Here is a 16142-nt window from a genome sequence, read left to right as displayed (position 1 = left end):
ATCTTATGATGGAAACAGCTACAGTCGTTGAACGTTATCAGAATGACTTCGTTACGCTTGGCGTACACAAGGTTGCTCATCTGGATGAACCCCTGATGAATCATCTGATCCGTACTTACGAAATATTGTGCCGGATGTCGTGTGAGGAGCAGGTGTGCCTGGCCGGTCTTTTCCACGGCTGTTATGGCACACAGGGCCTGCATACGGATGAAATCGGTGATATTCCTGAAACCCAGCGCCAGATAGTGCGTAATTGCGCGGGTACTCAGGTTGAAAGCCTGGTTTATCATTTTTCGGTGATGAGTTATGAGTCGCTCAGTAAAAGCTTTCGCAACCTGTTGAAAGCCGATGGCATACCCGCATTAAAAGATCGCCGTAGCGGCGAAGCCATTATTGTTACTCGTGAATATTTCGAAAAACTGCTGACCTTAAAATTAGCGGATGTGCTTGCACATGCTCCCATGCACAAAAATCATACCTGCACCAATATTCCTGCCCAATACGGCGCATTCTGGGAAATGGTCGCAGAGTATTTTGGTGGCAATAAGATACGTGTCTGGAGTGAGATAGTCAGCTAACTCAAATTCTTTGGAGGAAATAAAATGACATTAATGCCCGATAATACATGGGAGGGTTTCCCATTATCTTTCCAGCAGGACGCGTTTTGTGCTGAGCGCGTAAATGAAAAGCTCCGTACCCTGTGTTTGCGATTCGATATTAAAGGTGTGCTTGATAAGATTCTTCTTAATAAGGCGCTAAATAACATTGTTGAGAAAAATGAAATCCTTCGCACCCACTATCGAACACTGCAAAGTCAGAGTAAAAATCCACTGATGGTAATCAGTGAGACTGCCTTACTGCATCTCGATAAGATAGTTTTATTATTGGAAGCCGAAAGACAGTCAGTGATTGCAAGCGAAATGGCTGCTCTAGAAAGCGGTGAGGTTGTCAATCGTGATGATGCGATTAATGCGAGCTTACTCACTTGGAAGGATCATCACACATTGCTGCTCAAGGTACCTGCGATAGGCTTTGATTGGCTATCCGGGAATTTGCTGATGCAGCAGGTTGCGGCTGAATATCATGCGTTGACCCAGCAAATGGCCGTGGGTGAAAACCATGTTGTGCAATATGTGGATTTTGCCCAGTGGCAGCGGGAAGAAGATCAGAAAAACCGCGTTAATAAAGGTGATACCTACGCGCAGACTCAGCTGGCAAACGCCACTGCATTGAACCTGCCGTTGGAGATGAAATCAGAGAGAACGGATTTTAGCCGTCATCCACTGTCGCTGAGCGTGGAGCAACAGTCTGGCCTGATGGCGGTTGCTGATCGGCTGGGGGTGGGGCAAAAAGCGGTGTTTCTGGCCTGCTGGACGGCGGGTCTGTGGCGACTTTGTGGCTCTCCTGATGCTGTCAGCATTCGCGTGAACATGCTCGGAAGGCCTTTTGCTGAATTGCAGCATTCACTCGGCCGTTATAGCGCGCCGGTCACGCTCAATCTGGCTCCGTTACCAACCCATGATTTTTCACAATTATTGACGCAATGTCAGGACGCTTTATCACGTTATGAGCCGCTGGTGCAGATACGTTCCAGTGGTCTTCATCAGATTAGCAAGAAAGTAAATGTTGCTTTTGATTTTGATGAAGCAGCAATGGCAATCAGTCTGGCAGAACTTAACTGGTGTAACCAGTCGCAGCCGCGCGTTGATTTTGATACCGATCTGATGTTGCGGGTACAGGTCGGTGAGGTATTACGCTGCACGCTGAATGTGCGCAATGGCACTATTCCCGATGCCGGCATACAGGCGATTTCTCAAGCCTTTAATGCATCAGTCAATGCACTGTTGGCGAATGCGCGACAACCTCTCGGGCATTTCGCTCTTCTTAACACGGCTCAACAGCAACAGCTGTTGCAGAATACGGTTGCTCCTGTTGCACTGGCTGCCTCTGAACCCTGGACGCAGGTTTTTGCTCGGCAAGCGCAGGAAACGCCCGATGCGCCTGCTTTACGTTTTAACGATCGTATCTGGAGTTATGGTTCGCTTGATGTACTGACCAGCCAGATTGCCAATTCGCTGGTCGCTAAAGGGGTTGTTCCCGGCTCCACTGTGGCTTTACGGCTGGAACGCAGTGATTACCTTTTAGCACTGATTATCGCCGTTAATAAAGCGGGGGCCGCCTATCTGCCGTTAGATATCATTATGCCTGAACAGCGTGTTGCAACCCTGCTCCAGCAAACCACGCCAGTGTTATTGATTCAGGATGACGGCAGTGAAATCGATGTTATTGGCGAACAGGCTACACTTCGTCTGTCCGCCGTGCTGGATGCCGCGACAGTGTATCCGTCGAGCGGGCCGGAGGTGACGATCCACCCCGATGCGCTTGCTTACATTCTTTACACCTCTGGCACCACGGGTAACCCTAAAGGAGTAAAAGTAACGCACCGCGCGCTCGCGCGCTACATTGATGGGGTTAAGACACGTATCGGCATTAAAGGTCCGTTAGTCTATCTTTCTGTCGGCCCATTGACCACGGATTTAGGTAACACGACGATTTTCCCGGCGTTAACCAGCGGTGGTTGCATCATCATGTCTCCGCACTCTAAAGCGGAAGAAGCCCAGGAACAAATCGCGTTTATGGAAATAACGCAATTTGATGTTCTGAAGATCACGCCTTCACATTTAGCCTCATTGTTTGCTCTGTGCCAGGAGCCGGCTCGCTTGATGCCAGAAAAAACGCTGGTGCTGGGCGGAGAAATGCTGAGCTGGGGGATGTGGCGTTTGTTCAATTCCTTCAGCCACGGTAGCAAGATTTTCAACCATTATGGCCCGACCGAAACCTGCGTGGGGGTGATTGCCGGCGTTGTCGAAACTGACGCGGATGTGGCACTGGCATCTACCGTTCCGTTGGGGCAGCCGTTAGGCCACGTGCGTGCTTACATTGTTGATGCGTATGGCCATTTGCTGCCGGATGGTGCGGTTGGTGAATTATATATCGGGGGGGAAAGCGTCAGCACCGGCTATGTGTTCGCGGAAGAGCGGGATGTCGCGCGCTTTATTGCGGATCCGTGGCATGACGAAGGTTGCGTATACCGAACCGGAGACAAGGTTCGCCGCTTGCCAAACGGACGGTTTGAGTTCTTGGGACGCATCGATCGACAGTTGAAAATCCGTGGATTCCGGGTGGAGCCTGCCGAGATCGAAGCGATTTTGCGTCGTCATACCGAAGTGCTGGATAGCTGCGTCATTGAACAGGGGGAGTCTGCCAGCGCATATCTGGTGGCTTATGTGGTGTTGCAGGACTGTTCGGTTGGTCTGCAACCTGCGCTGCGCGATTACCTTAATACGCAATTGCCGGACTTTATGTTGCCGTCGTACGTCGTCGCGTTGTCTCGTTTCCCGCTCAACCATAACGGGAAAATTGATATTTCACTCCTTCCTCATCCCGAATCGCTGCATTCCGGCGATAACAGCCATTACGTGGCGCCGAAAAGTGACACAGAGAAAACAGTTGCCGGAATATTCGAATCGTTGCTTCAGGTCGCCTCAGTCGGCCAGCACGATGACTTTTTTGATATCGGTGGCCATTCACTGGTTGCAACAAGGCTGGTGGCTGCGATCCGTCAGCAGTTCACGATCCCTTTTAACCTGCGCTCTGTCTTTATGGATGCCACTGTTAGTGGACTGAGTGCGCAGATCGAGACGGCGCTGGCACAAAATCAGGAGGTAAAATCATGTTAACCGAAACGCGATTTGGTGGTCGTCGCCAGGTAGTGAAAGTCTCATCGCATCAAGGCGTAACACTGGTGCCGTTGGTGGATGAAACACGGCGGGGAAAAATGGTCATACCCGATCGTAAAGACGTTTCTGCACACGCTTGGATGCTGGAGCACCTGCAGCAGATGACCGAATGGCTGAACGCGCATGGCGCGCTGCTGTTACGAGGATTTAACGTAACCGATGCCGACGCTTTCCGTCAGGTGGTTGAGGCGACACAGGGCACGTTGCTGAACTACACCCACCGGTCAACGCCGCGTAAAAGCATCAGTGCGGGGATTTACAGCTCAACCGAATACCCGGCGGATCAGTATATTCCTCAGCACAACGAAATGTCCTACACGCAGAACTGGCCCACGCGTCTATTTTTCTACTGCGCGGTTAAACCGGGTGACGGGGGACAAACCCCTTTAGCAGACAGTAAAATAATGTACCAATGCCTACCGGCAGATCTGATCGAACGCTTTGACCGACATGGCGTTATGTATGTGCGTAACTATGGCCTGGGGCTTGATTTGAGCTGGCAGGATGTCTTCCAGACGGAGGAAGTCAGCGAAGTTGAACGTTATTGTACTGAAAACGGCATCCAGTTTGAGTGGCTGAGCGAGGGAAGGCTTCGTACGCGTCAGGTTTGTCAGGCTACGATACGCGATAAACACAGCGGTCAGGGGATCTGGTTTAACCAGGCCCACCTGTTTCATGTCAGTAGCCTCCCTCTGGAGACGGAGCGGGAATTACGTCTCGAGTTTTGTGAAATTGATCTGCCGCGTAACACGTTGTTTGGTGACGGTACTCCGATCCCAGCAGCGGATTTGGCCACCATTCGGGCGGCCTACCAGAAGGAGGAGTTAGTCTTCGACTGGGAAGAAGGGGACATTCTGATAGTTGATAACGAGACGATGTCACATGGGCGGCGACCTTTCAAAACTCCACGTTCCATTATGGTGGCAATGACATGATCGATTCAGGTAATTTTGAGGATGTAAAACGCGAGATTGAATATGCTTATCAGCATGCGCGTTTTTTCCGTAACCATATCGATGAGTCGGGCATCGTGCCCGATGCCATTGACTCAGTACAGGCGTTTAAGCGCCTGCCCGTCACGCGTAAGATGCATTACCGAAAAAATTATCCGTTTGGCGTATTGGCAGCGGGTTACACCCTGAACTCACCGCACGTCATGCGTTTTCAAAGTTCGGGGACGTCGGGTGAGCGGTTGAACAGCGCGATTTTCTCCTTTGATCTGGCGCGTCGGCAGGCTACCAGCCTGAGCGTAAATGAGAAGTTTAATTCGCTTTGGCTGCCCGGGAAAAAGCTCAAGCTGTGTCGTTATGCGCCGCCTAACTGTTCAGATGTCGAGTGTGGTATTGGCTTGAGTACAATGGAAGAACGCACGTTAGCAGATGGCACATTGGTCCTACCGGTGGCGCACGACCTGCTGGCGACCCCTCTGCGGATGATCAATCAAGCGCTGGATGAAATCGCGCTTTACAATCCGGACATTCTAGTGGTGGACCCCACACATCTGGCATTTTTGACGCGTCAGGCCGCGAAGCTGGGCAGGACTATCAGCAGCAGTAACAAATTGCACATCATCTGCGGTTACACGCAACTGACCCACATGGCGCGGCGGCAAATCACCCAGTTTTTCGGTGACGATGTGCCGGTGGGCAACATGCTGGGCATGTCAGAGCTGGGTTATTTGGGCTTTGAATGCCACCACGGCAGCCTGCATCTCAACAACCAGGATTATTTCGTTGAGCTGCTGGCAAATGGGGAGGACGTACAGGAGAACCAGCCAGGAGAATTGGTCATTTCAACTATCGATGATGGACTCATCCCGCGTATTCGCTATGCCACTGGCGATCTCTATCGCTTTGTCGCAGGTTCTTGTACCTGCGGTAGTACCTTACCCCGCGTGGTGATCGAGGGGCGGGCAACGCAGAATCTGCTGGTGGGGAATAGGAGTATTTCGCCGACCGATTTAGATGCTGCTGTGGGTGATGCTCCGGGGATCGACCTCTACAAAATGGAGCAAAACCAGGCAGGGAAACTCACCTTCCGCTTTATCGCTAATGAGCAGTTTAATGCGTTAACCCTGGCTCGAATAAAGGATGTCGTCGGTACGTTGATTGGCACCGATGATATTGAATATCTATCGGTGGATTATATCCCCTGTGAGCGCAGTGGAAAATTCCAGTCCTGTATTTCTCAGTTTCATGAGGTAAAACCGTGAGCCATTCCCCGGTCTGTAAATCTGATTTCCCAGCCCTACAGCAAGAGATTGACGGTAATAGCATTATTTATCTCGATAATGCCGCCACTACGCTAAAGCCTCGCGCGGTTATTAAGGCGGTCAGTGATTTTTATACCTTTAATGGAGCCAATATACATCGCGGTAAGCATCGACTTTCCGATGAAGCATCGAATGATTATGAACATGCAAGGTTGGATATTTCTAACTATATTGGCGCGCAAGCCAATGAATTGGTCTTTACCGGAAATACTACGCATTCTCTGAATATCGTTGCGCATGGGCTGCAGCTCAGCAAGCAGGACATTGTTCTGGTCAATGAGGATGCTCACCATTCAAATATTCTTCCCTGGCGGCAAACCGCTGACGTGCGCTTTATTCGCACTACTGCGGAAGGGCGGCTCGATCTGGACCATTTTCGCGAGTTACTGTCGCTAAAACCAAGCGTTGTGGCATTAACTCACTGTTCAAATGTCACGGGGGCGGTGCATCCGGTCGGGCTGATGGTGAAATTAATCAGGGCGTCCTCTGACGCTGTTATCGTCCTGGACGCTGCTCAGTCACTGCCGCATGAGCGCATTGATTTTCACCAGCTTGATGTCGACTTTGCGGCATTTTCCGCCCATAAAATGTATGGTCCAACAGGAGTGGGTCTTCTATATGGAAAATATGCCTTACTGGAAAAATTGAAACCGCTGCAATACGGCGGTGGAACTGTGGATTGGGTTGATGCGAAAAAGCAGATAAATAGACGTGCGCCATACCACCTTGAAGCCGGCACCCCCGCTATCGCTTCTGTATTAGGCACTGGGGCTGCTGTGCGTTACTTGCTGCAATGTGATGAAAGCCTGAGAAGTGCTCATGACAGGGCATTGTCAGAGGCGATGTTGAAATCTATTGCAGAACGCCCATTCCTGTCGTTACTTGGGCCGCACGATACAAAGGACCGGCATGCGATATTTTCCGTGAAGTTTGACAGCAGTATTCCGGCGGGGGAGTTGACTCGTTTGCTGAGTGATTCATGGGGCATCATGTGTCGCAGTGGCTATCTTTGCGCACAGCCCTTTGTAACTGAAAAAGCACAGGGTGAAGTTATTCGTATTTCTGCCTGTATTTATAATGAACTGTCAGAAATCGAAACGCTTTTTTCTGCTATTGATGAGCTGGCGACCTGCGTGGGTTTGGCTACAATTTAATTTACTTTAAGGTGAGCATATACATGCGTTTTTTTAAAAATGATGAATATCTTGAAGTAGGTGAATCTACCTATATGTTTAATATTTTGAAGCAAGAGGCTAGTCAGGCTCTTGTAAAAAATCCACTTATCAATCAGGTTTTGTATAAGTCTATTCTTGCACACTCGAATTTTAATGCGTCTCTTGCGTGGTGTGTCGTGGACAAACTGAATAAGGATGAAGACCGGTTTAGAGACTGGTATCTAATTGTCGTTGAAGTTTATAATAATAACCCTGAAATTATTAATCAGGCGCTGTCTGATCTACATGCTTTCAGAGAAAGAGATCCCGCTTGTTATGGATACCTGCAGGTAATGCTTTTTTTCAAGGGGTTTATCGCCTTGCAATGCTATCGCGTAGCTCATGAGTTATATATTCAAGGGAAAAAAGAAACGGCGCTATTTATTCAGAGCCGCATGTCAGAAGTTTTATCAATTGATATACATCCTGCAGCAAAAATCGGCTCGGGTATTATGTTTGACCACGCACATTGTCTTGTTATTGGTGAAACGGCAATTATTGGCAATAATGTTTCGCTATTCCACAGTATAACATTGGGTGGTACAGGAAAAGGACAGGGTGATCGTCATCCTAAAATTGGGGATAACGTTACCATTGGTGCTGGCGCCAAAATATTGGGCAACATTAAGATTGGGGATAATGCCAAGGTAGCTGCAGGATCAGTTGTTCTGGAATGCGTACTTGAGGGTAAAACCGTTGCAGGTGTTCCTGCTCGTATTGTAGATGGGCAATAAAGTCTATGGCGGTCAATGGCTAACTGAGTCATCTATGTACCAAGGTTGCGAGCAAAGGTAATTACAAACGCTAGTGCCGACAAGGCCGCTCGATGGACGGCCTTATTAGCAATTTTTTTTGCGATTTATTTTGTTGCATGGCCATCAGGAAAGTATTTAGTACTATATTTTTCATCCGGGTCTGTATAGCATAACGGATTGATTTTTATGGAAGGTATATAAAGCCGTGACCAGAAACAACCAGCGTTCATGCGTTATGATATATAATACCTTTAACCCTAATCCCGTTTCTGAACGCCGAATTAAATCGCCGATGAAATATATTCGGATTCTATAATCAATGCGCGATTTTCATACCCGGCATTTAAAAAATATAAAGTGTGTCTATTGTGCGGAACGGTAGATAACAAGTCACGAGTGAGGTATTCAAACAACTAAGGTAATGGTCTTATCTCCATGGAAAGTTAAATGGCTGTAAAGTCGACAGCCTGCTACAGGGGGGGCTTACAGAGTCAATTTATTTGATTTTAAAAATAATTTCGAGGGGTTATGATTATGTGTTAATTTAAAATTAACTATGTAAAGTTTAATGTATATTATTTCAAGTGTTAAAAATTTACGCCATTGAATGTTAAGCAAGATAATAAATACATTAATATATAACCATGAAATGATACACTGGCGCTTGGGTAATAATCATGATCTCTTGGTTGAGTTAAGGAAGATATCAAGTGTAAACGCCCTGAACCAATAATTGGGTATTGGCTTTTAGAGGGTTTTATTTAGTGTCATAAGGTCTTGTTTATTTTAATGATAAAGTTGAAATTTTATTGGTTTGTTTTTTATTATACTAGTAATGTTCGATATTTCTTTTCGCATGGACAATCCATTGCTCGTTTTGGGTTAGGCCTAAAACCTGTCGAATATAACTGTACAACAATCTGGAGTATGGTGTGGTCAACAGGTTAATTTATAGGGTATGATTATCTCTTAGTGGTTACAGTGAAAAACTTAACACTTTCAAAGACTCGGGGTGCCCCAAGGGGCTGAGATTTTACCCGTATTACCTGATCTGGATTATGCCAGCGTAGGGAAGTCTCGGTGCCCCAACCGGTACCCGCCTTCTTGAACGCCGGTTGGGAGGAATATGTTCGCTCGACCTGATGCTTTACCCGGCGCCCGTGCCGCGGCCTGTTTGACCCAATTTAAGCACCAACCCCCATTGATTCACTGCCTGACCAACGAAGTGGTGCAGGAGCTGACGGCTAACGTGTTGCTGGCGCTCGGCGCTTCCCCTGCGATGGTGGTGGAACCGACAGAGGCAGCGCAGTTCAGCCTGCTGGCGAATGCTTTGCTGATTAACATCGGTACTCTCAATGCCTCACGTGCCGAATCCATGCTGGCGGCGGTGGAGGCCGCCAATACGGCGGGAACGCCATGGACGCTGGATCCGGTGGCGGTTGGTGGGTTGGTGTACCGCACTGCCTTTGCCCATTGCCTGTTAGGTAAAAAACCCGCGGCGATCCGCGGTAATGCTTCCGAAATCATGGCGCTGAGCGGTCTGCAGACAAGTGGGCGCGGCGTAGACAGCACGGACGATTCGCTGGCGGCTTTACCCGCCGCGCGTGAGCTGGCACGGAGCAGTGGCGCTGTCGTGGCGGTAACCGGGGTCGTGGATTATGTCACCGACGGCCAGCGTGAGTGGGCCGTCGCAGGGGGGGACGCACTGATGACGCGGGTCGTGGGAACCGGCTGTGCCTTATCGGCCGTAGTGGCGGCATTTTGCAGCCTGCCGGGCGATCGGCTGGACAACGTCGCGACTGCCTGCCGGGTGATGTCGCTGTGTGGTGAACGTGCCACGCGCGATGCCGCAGGGCCGGGCAGTTTCACCCCTGCGTTCCTCGACGCGTTGTATCAACTGCGGCCGGAGGATCTGCAATGAAACGAATTAACGCATTGACCATCGCGGGTACCGATCCGAGCGGCGGTGCAGGTATCCAGGCTGACCTGAAAGCCTTCTCTGCGCTGGGTGCCTACGGGGCCTCCGTTATTACCGCACTGGTGGCGCAAAATACCCGCGGGGTGCAGTCGGTTTACAATATTGACCCTGCTTTTGTCGCCGCTCAGCTTGATTCCGTGTTCTGCGATGTGCGTATCGACAGCACCAAAATCGGTATGCTGGCTAACACTGACATTGTGCAGGCGGTGGCGGAGCGTTTGCGTCATTACCAACCGGCATTTGTGGTGCTGGATACCGTGATGTTGGCGAAAAGTGGTGATCCCCTGTTGGCGCCAGAGGCCGTGGACTCTATTCGTCGCGAACTGTTGCCGTTGGTGTCGATTATTACGCCGAACCTGCCGGAAGCTGCGGCTTTGCTGGAATGTGCGCCGGCGGAGAATGAACGGCAAATGCGTGAGCAAGGCCAGGCGCTGCTGGCGATGGGCTGTCGGGCAGTGCTGATGAAGGGCGGTCATCTGAGTGAAAGTGAGAGCCCGGACTGGTTGTTTAGTGATGGGCAGGAACTGCGTTTCACTGCGCCACGTGTGGCGACCCGTCATACGCACGGTACCGGTTGTACACTTTCCGCCGCGTTAGCCGCATTGCGCCCGCGCCATGATGATTGGGCCAGCACAGTGGCGTCGGCCAAAGATTACCTACAAAAAGCGTTGCAGCAAGCCGACACCCTGGAAGTGGGGCAGGGTATCGGACCGGTGCATCATTTTCACGCCTGGTGGTGAGTCAACTTTTTGCCGTCACTGTGGTCTGACTAGATTCAGGCCCGGTTTTGGCCGGGTGCGGATGAATTTTATTAAAGGAGAAGGCCATGACAGGACAAAACGCACTTCGCGGTGCCATCTTCGGCGTGTTACTCAGCTTCAGCGTGGGCAGCGTTGCCCAACAAATTGTCACTACCTCCGATGTGATCCAGCAGCCGGGCTACCAGACAAGTTGGCAGAACATGGTGAAAGGCCAGGCCCGTTTACCGGGGTGGGCGCGTAAGGGAATGGGGACATCAACCCCGGCGCAAAGCCTGAGTTGGAAGGGCCAAAATTATTTGGTGGGCAATCTGTGCAAACCCCACGACTGTGCCAACAATTTTATGATGGTGGCGTTTAAAGAAGACAAGTCACAGGCATGGGCGGTGCGCGTCGAAGTGGCGAATAAACCGGAAGCGGTTGATCATCCGAAGAAATACGCTAAATACCAATGGTTGGGCAAGCCGGACGAGGACATGAAGGCGCTGTTGAAACAACAGTTCGAGAATAATCCAGACTGGAAATAATCAGTATTCGGCTGAATGCTGACGCATTTGGCCGTTTTTTTGCGATGAATATAGAACATTAAAATTAACCCCATATAAAACAATGTCTAAATAGGATAAATGTTATTTAATAATAATTTTATTATTTGGTTATATCTGTTTTGTATTATTTTGTTGTGCGTAATTATATTTATTTCCTTAGTATTTAATGGGTTGTGAGTTTTATTTTCTTTCTTAAAAAATAACCACTTTTATTTTGTGGTTTTATTTTGTTTAGTGTCTATGATCTTGTTTGGCGAATTTATTTTCACCGGAAAAATAGGCATTGCAGCTTTTTGCAATGGTGTCTGGAGATAAATATGTAAGCGGAGCATTATGATCATGGAAACAAATCACATTACTCTTTCTGAAGATGAAAAAGCGTCATTATACTTGTTGGATCAGGCGATGGGGTTCACCGTGCAGGCCGCATTGCGGGTCGCGACGGAGCTGAACGTGGCCGACGCTCTGATTGATACGCCCAAAACGTCCCGGGAGCTGGCGAGTCAGCTGGCGGTGGATCAGGACTTATTGCATCGCGTTATGCGCACGCTGGTATCTCGCAATATTTTTACCGTTTCTAACGACGGCCATTTCGCGCTAAATTCGGTGGCACAATGCCTGCGCTCCGATGCCAGGGATTCTTTGCGTGCTGCAGTCATCATGCTTACTGATGACACATTCTGGCTGCCTTTGGGCAAGTTGACGGGAACCGTTCGGGGTGACCCGGTGTTCAAACAGCTGTTCGGAATGTCTTTTTATGAATATTGGTCGAGGGAAAATATTCCCGCGTCGGAAAATGATTTTCATGCCGGAATGTCGTCCATGTCATCGGTGGAAAATAAATTCCTGGTGCGAAATTATCATTTCCCAGAAAATGCGACGGTGGTGGATATTGCGGGGGGATTGGGCGGATTGCTGCTGAGCGTATTGCGTGCTAACCCGACGCTCAAAGGTATCCTTTTCGATCAGCCGCAGATCTTGCCGAGAAATCGGCTCGGTGAACTCGGGGACGATTCTCGTTGGGAAACCTGTGCCGGCAGCTTCTTCGAGTCGTGTCCGACGGCGGACTTTTATTTATTGAAATACATCACCATGGACTGGCCGGACGAACTGGCCAGCCGGATATTACGCAGCTGCCGCAATGCTATGCATCCTGATTCGACACTGTTGATCATGGAACCGGTGATCCCAGAGGGTCATGATTGGGACAGTGCCAGAGAGATCGATCTGCTGCTCATGGGGAGTTTTGACGGCGGGAAAGCGCGTACCGAAGAAGAACTGAGGGCGTTGCTGGCCACTGCCGATCTGAAGCTGAACCGGATAATCAACACCGGTTGTTATGTCTCGATCGTTGAGGCAGTGCCCAGCTAAGTCAACGCTGAGGATAGAAAGAAACCCGCAAACAATGCGGGTTTCTGTCCTTTTCGTCAGCCGATGCCGGCCTGATGCAGGTCGTGCAGGTTGATCGCGCCTACCAGTACGCCGTCCAAATTGACCACCGGGGCAGCGCTGATATGCTGTTCGTGTAACGCCTCAAGCGCTTCTCCGGCGCGCCACTGTTCTGGCAAGCGGTAGCCGGGGCGGGTAATCGCCGGGCTTAACGCATCCTGCAGGCTATTCCCTTTCACCAGCCAGCGACGCAGGTCACCATCGGTAAAGACGCCGACCACTTTCTGCTGTGCGTTACACACGGGCACCAAGCCCAGCCCGGTGCGGCTCAGTTCAAGCATCGCTTCCATGACGTTGGCATTTTCACTGACCTGAGGCAGGCGATCGCCTGTGCGCATCAGGTGATGTACCCGATTCAGTAAACGTGCGCCCAGGCTGCCGCCAGGATGTGAGCGGGCAAAATCTTCGGCATTGAAACCGCGTTGACGCATCAGCGCCATGGCCAATGCATCACCCATCATCAGCGTATTGACTGCGCTGGAGGTCGGTGCCAACCCCATTGGGCAAGCTTCACGTTCAACGCTGATATCCAGCACGCAGGCCGCTGCCTGTGCTAACGGTGACTCTTTACCGCCTGTGATGGCGATCACCGGGATAGTATTTTCCGCCAGTAGCGGCAGGATAAGATCCAGCTCTTTGGCTCGGCCTGAATAAGAGATAAAGATCACCACGTCATCGGCACCGATCATTCCGAGATCGCCGTGCAGCGCTTCCGCCGGGTGTACGAAGAACGACGGTGTGCCGGTACTGGCCAGAGAGGCGGCGATTTTTTTGCCGATGTGACCGGACTTGCCAATGCCGGAAACCACGGCCTTGCCACGGCAGTTCAGCAGCAGTTCGCAGGCGCGGACGAAATTATCGTCAAGCCGTTCCAGCAGACGTTGTGCTTCTGTCAGCTCAATTTCCAGTGTTTCACGGGCAAAGGCCAGAAGGGCCGAGGCGTTACTCATCAGAATCTCCTACCAGAATGATATTGATACCTTTCGCTTGCAGCGCGGCGAGATAATCCGGGTTGATGTTTTTATCCGTAATCAGCGTGTCTACGGCGGCCAGGTCGCAGACCACGTTCGGGCTTTTACGGCCGAATTTCGACGAGTCTACCAGAAGAATAATGCGGCTGGCGGCCTCGCACATCGCTTTACTGACGTTATGCACCTCATTAAAGGTGGTAACGCCTGCGTTGAGGTCTACACCATCTGCGCCGATAAACAGTTTGTCGAAGCTGAACTGTTGGAAAGCGGATTCTGCCAGGCTGCCGTGGAATGAGGCCGATTTTTTGCGATAGGTACCGCCGGGCATCAGGATAGTCTGGTCGTTGTCCAGCTCCACGAGCGCATTGACGATATGCAAGCTGTTGGTCATCACGGTGATGTTATTGAACTGCGCCAGATGCGGCACCATTTGCAGCACGGTACTGCCGGCGTCAAAAATCAGTGAATCGCCGTCATTGATAAGCCCAATGGCGGCGTAGGCGATCTGGCGTTTCTTTTCGGTATTGATATGGGTTTTACGGTCGATCGGTTGATCGCCATCGTCACGGCTGAGGACGACACCGCCATACGTACGGATCACTTCGCCTTCGTCCTCCAGCAGAGTGAGGTCTTTACGAATGGTGGTGCCCGTGGTGGCGAAGTGTGCTGCCAGGGCATCCACTGCCGTTTTGCCATGCCGCTGCAGATATTCAAGGATAGCGGCCTGCCGCTGCTTTGGTTTCATAGCCTGTCCTGTTCACAAGAGTTGAGCATTTCCCTTCAACGAATAATTCAATATGAAAGGTAATGTCTTTTAATGTGAAAATATCATGATTTAGGGGCAATCGCTAACGATAGTGCAGTCTGGCATGCGCGATCCTCGGGGAAGATCACATCCGGGATAAGGTCTCTCTGATGAAGCCCGTGCAGACGGGCGAGCTGTCGCGGTTGCGCAAAAATGGTCAGGCCACGCATGAGCATGCTGCCGCAGACCCGCTGCTCGGTATCGAAAGCCAGTGCCAAGACCACCCGTGGCCGAAAGCGCCCGCCAGAACGCCCGACACCGACGGTGCCCAGCTGGCATAGGCCGTCGAAGGCGCGGTTAAAACGTTGAAGTTGCCACCAGCCGAAAGCAATTTGCAGTAGCCAGGCCAGCACGGCAAAAATAATGAATGCCTGGGTCATGTCGTCTCCTGTTTGGTTTCCCTCTCCCGAAGGAGAGGGAGGGATAATCCGATCAGAACATCACCTGACCGCCGGTAATATTAATTGACTGGCCCGTGCAGTAAGACGCCTTATCGCTGGCATAGAACAGCAGGGTATTCAGGACATCCTGATAGTCGCAGCCGCGTTTCAGTGGCACTTTATCGGTGTAATACTTTTCAACCTGATCGGGGGCGATCCCCAGTTTCTGTGCGTACTGCGGCAGCAGCGACTGGAACATCGGCGACTTCAGCAGATTGCCGAGCATCAGCGAATGGACGGTAATGCCGTACTCCGCCAGATCAAGCGCCAGTGATTGGGTCAGCCCGACGCCGCCAAACTTGGCAGCGCTGTAGCCTGAATTGTGCTTGCTGCCGACCTTGCCGGATTTGGAGTTGATCTGAATGATGCGCCCGGCAATGCCGTCGCGGATCATCAGGCGGGAAAACTCGCGGGCGCAAAGAAAATAGCCCACCAGATTCACTTGCAGCGAGCGGTCGAAATCCCCCAACGGAAAATCGGTGATTGGTGCCGCCTTGGCGATCCCCGCGCTGTACACCAGCAGGTTGGTCTGTCCAAATGCACCATCCACTGCCGCTGCCAGTTTCATCACGCTTTGTTCATCGGTGGCATCGGTCTGAAAGCCCTGCGCACAGCCTGCGCCGTATTGAGCGTTAATCTGCTGCGCCACGTTTTGGGCGTTCCCCGCGTTTAAATCGGCCACCGCCACGCGGTAACCCGCCTGCGCCAGTCCCAGGCACAAGAATGCGCCTAATGTTTGGCCACCGCCAATCACTACTGCTACTTCAGACATGGTCTACTCCTTATGCGATAAATTTCAGCGTACTGCCTATCGGAATATCAATCGGCGTGGTGCCGGAAACATGGATCGAGCCGGGAAATTCGGCCTGGGTTTCCCCGTCAAAACGCACGGTAAGGTGGCCCAGTTCACGCAAATTCTGGTTAGCGACGCTGCCGACGGCTGTGATCGGGTAGCGTTGATCCGCCAACTCCATCCATCCACCCGCGAGCAGTTCACCGAGGGTATTGCCGTGCTGGTGGATAAAACAAAACTCTTCGATGTCTGCCGGTGCTCCTTCACGAAAGGTGATCAGCATGTCATCACACAGCGCATCGCGGGCAGAGCCGCCAATCTGGGTGATGGTGGTTTGAAAAATGGTGTTCATAACTAGC

Annotated in this window: 15 protein-coding genes and 1 riboswitch; of the genes, 10 read left to right on the top strand and 5 right to left on the bottom strand. The window is 51.0% G+C overall.

Features of this window, described 5'->3' with window-relative positions; all coding sequences use genetic code 11:
* Positions 1-8 precede the first annotated feature (8 nt).
* The 10 genes from JOE25_RS20265 (at position 9) to JOE25_RS20220 (ending at position 12696) form a co-directional block, all read left to right on the top strand.
* Positions 9-578: a DUF6817 domain-containing protein gene (locus JOE25_RS20265; protein WP_245210027.1), complete on the top strand. Its 570-nt coding sequence runs from the start codon at positions 9-11 to the stop codon at positions 576-578.
* 24 nt (positions 579-602) lie between these two features.
* Positions 603-3740: a non-ribosomal peptide synthetase gene (locus JOE25_RS20260; RefSeq protein ID WP_209638281.1), complete on the top strand. Its 3138-nt coding sequence runs from the start codon at positions 603-605 to the stop codon at positions 3738-3740.
* The gene (locus JOE25_RS20255; RefSeq protein ID WP_209638279.1) at positions 3734-4735 is read left to right on the top strand and encodes a TauD/TfdA family dioxygenase; all 1002 of its coding nucleotides are present in this window, start codon (positions 3734-3736) and stop codon (positions 4733-4735) included. The genes JOE25_RS20260 and JOE25_RS20255 overlap by 7 nt, the downstream gene beginning before the upstream one ends.
* Positions 4732-6012, top strand: a complete 1281-nt coding sequence (locus tag JOE25_RS20250) for a phenylacetate--CoA ligase family protein (protein ID WP_209638277.1) — start codon at positions 4732-4734, stop codon at positions 6010-6012. The genes JOE25_RS20255 and JOE25_RS20250 overlap by 4 nt, the downstream gene beginning before the upstream one ends.
* Positions 6009-7226 carry an aminotransferase class V-fold PLP-dependent enzyme gene (locus JOE25_RS20245; protein WP_209638275.1) on the top strand — a complete coding sequence of 406 codons (1218 nt, stop codon included), beginning with the start codon at positions 6009-6011 and terminating at the stop codon, positions 7224-7226. Before JOE25_RS20250 ends, JOE25_RS20245 begins: the two co-directional genes overlap by 4 nt.
* A 23-nt stretch (positions 7227-7249) precedes the next feature.
* Positions 7250-8020 carry a serine O-acetyltransferase gene (gene cysE, locus JOE25_RS20240; protein ID WP_209638273.1) on the top strand — a complete coding sequence of 257 codons (771 nt, stop codon included), beginning with the start codon at positions 7250-7252 and terminating at the stop codon, positions 8018-8020.
* Between the two features lie 1019 nt (positions 8021-9039).
* Positions 9040-9131: riboswitch (TPP riboswitch) on the top strand.
* A gap of 36 nt (positions 9132-9167) precedes the next feature.
* Positions 9168-9962 (top strand): hydroxyethylthiazole kinase, encoded by a 795-nt coding sequence (gene thiM / locus JOE25_RS20235; RefSeq protein ID WP_209638271.1) that lies wholly within the window; start codon positions 9168-9170, stop codon positions 9960-9962.
* Positions 9959-10759, top strand: a complete 801-nt coding sequence (gene thiD, locus JOE25_RS20230) for a bifunctional hydroxymethylpyrimidine kinase/phosphomethylpyrimidine kinase (protein WP_209638269.1) — start codon at positions 9959-9961, stop codon at positions 10757-10759. The genes thiM and thiD overlap by 4 nt, the downstream gene beginning before the upstream one ends.
* 86 nt (positions 10760-10845) lie before the next feature.
* Positions 10846-11304, top strand: coding sequence for an inhibitor of vertebrate lysozyme family protein (locus JOE25_RS20225; RefSeq protein WP_209638268.1), 459 nt, complete (start codon positions 10846-10848; stop codon positions 11302-11304).
* A gap of 360 nt (positions 11305-11664) precedes the next feature.
* Positions 11665-12696 (top strand): methyltransferase, encoded by a 1032-nt coding sequence (locus JOE25_RS20220; RefSeq protein ID WP_209638266.1) that lies wholly within the window; start codon positions 11665-11667, stop codon positions 12694-12696.
* Between the two features lie 56 nt (positions 12697-12752).
* Here JOE25_RS20220 and gutQ read toward each other — a convergent pair whose 3' ends face one another.
* The 5 genes from gutQ to srlB form a co-directional block, all read right to left on the bottom strand.
* Positions 12753-13724: an arabinose-5-phosphate isomerase GutQ gene (gene gutQ / locus JOE25_RS20215; protein ID WP_209638264.1), complete on the bottom strand. Its 972-nt coding sequence runs from the start codon at positions 13722-13724 to the stop codon at positions 12753-12755.
* Entirely contained in the window at positions 13717-14490 is a 774-nt protein-coding gene (locus JOE25_RS20210; RefSeq protein ID WP_209638262.1) for a DNA-binding transcriptional repressor, read from the bottom strand. The genes gutQ and JOE25_RS20210 overlap by 8 nt, the downstream gene beginning before the upstream one ends.
* A gap of 83 nt (positions 14491-14573) precedes the next feature.
* On the bottom strand, positions 14574-14930 hold the full coding sequence (gutM, locus tag JOE25_RS20205) for a transcriptional regulator GutM (RefSeq protein WP_209638261.1): 357 nt from the start codon (positions 14928-14930) through the stop codon (positions 14574-14576).
* 52 nt (positions 14931-14982) lie between these two features.
* The gene (gene srlD / locus JOE25_RS20200; RefSeq protein WP_209638259.1) at positions 14983-15762 is read right to left on the bottom strand and encodes a sorbitol-6-phosphate dehydrogenase; all 780 of its coding nucleotides are present in this window, start codon (positions 15760-15762) and stop codon (positions 14983-14985) included.
* Positions 15763-15772: 10 nt separating this feature from the next.
* On the bottom strand, positions 15773-16135 hold the full coding sequence (gene srlB / locus JOE25_RS20195) for a PTS glucitol/sorbitol transporter subunit IIA (protein WP_209638258.1): 363 nt from the start codon (positions 16133-16135) through the stop codon (positions 15773-15775).
* Positions 16136-16142: the final 7 nt, after the last annotated feature.

It is taken from the genome of Serratia sp. PL17, assembly GCF_017832355.1.
Taxonomy (GTDB): Bacteria; Pseudomonadota; Gammaproteobacteria; order Enterobacterales; family Enterobacteriaceae; genus Serratia.
Note: the sequence above shows the minus strand (reverse complement) of the source record. Positions and strands in the feature narration are given on the sequence as shown.

Bases quoted from the DNA above. Each gene is read 5' to 3' on its own strand.
- JOE25_RS20265 (WP_245210027.1), top strand. From the start codon at position 9: ATGGAAACAGCTACAGTCGTTGAACGTTATCAGAATGACTTCGTTACG.
- JOE25_RS20260 (WP_209638281.1), top strand. From the start codon at position 603: ATGACATTAATGCCCGATAATACATGGGAGGGTTTCCCATTATCTTTC.
- JOE25_RS20255 (WP_209638279.1), top strand. From the start codon at position 3,734: ATGTTAACCGAAACGCGATTTGGTGGTCGTCGCCAGGTAGTGAAAGTC.
- JOE25_RS20250 (WP_209638277.1), top strand. From the start codon at position 4,732: ATGATCGATTCAGGTAATTTTGAGGATGTAAAACGCGAGATTGAATAT.
- cysE (WP_209638273.1), top strand. From the start codon at position 7,250: ATGCGTTTTTTTAAAAATGATGAATATCTTGAAGTAGGTGAATCTACC.
- thiM (WP_209638271.1), top strand. From the start codon at position 9,168: ATGTTCGCTCGACCTGATGCTTTACCCGGCGCCCGTGCCGCGGCCTGT.
- thiD (WP_209638269.1), top strand. From the start codon at position 9,959: ATGAAACGAATTAACGCATTGACCATCGCGGGTACCGATCCGAGCGGC.
- JOE25_RS20225 (WP_209638268.1), top strand. From the start codon at position 10,846: ATGACAGGACAAAACGCACTTCGCGGTGCCATCTTCGGCGTGTTACTC.
- JOE25_RS20220 (WP_209638266.1), top strand. From the start codon at position 11,665: ATGGAAACAAATCACATTACTCTTTCTGAAGATGAAAAAGCGTCATTA.
- gutQ (WP_209638264.1), bottom strand. From the start codon at position 13,724: ATGAGTAACGCCTCGGCCCTTCTGGCCTTTGCCCGTGAAACACTGGAA.
- JOE25_RS20210 (WP_209638262.1), bottom strand. From the start codon at position 14,490: ATGAAACCAAAGCAGCGGCAGGCCGCTATCCTTGAATATCTGCAGCGG.
- gutM (WP_209638261.1), bottom strand. From the start codon at position 14,930: ATGACCCAGGCATTCATTATTTTTGCCGTGCTGGCCTGGCTACTGCAA.
- srlD (WP_209638259.1), bottom strand. From the start codon at position 15,762: ATGTCTGAAGTAGCAGTAGTGATTGGCGGTGGCCAAACATTAGGCGCA.
- srlB (WP_209638258.1), bottom strand. From the start codon at position 16,135: ATGAACACCATTTTTCAAACCACCATCACCCAGATTGGCGGCTCTGCC.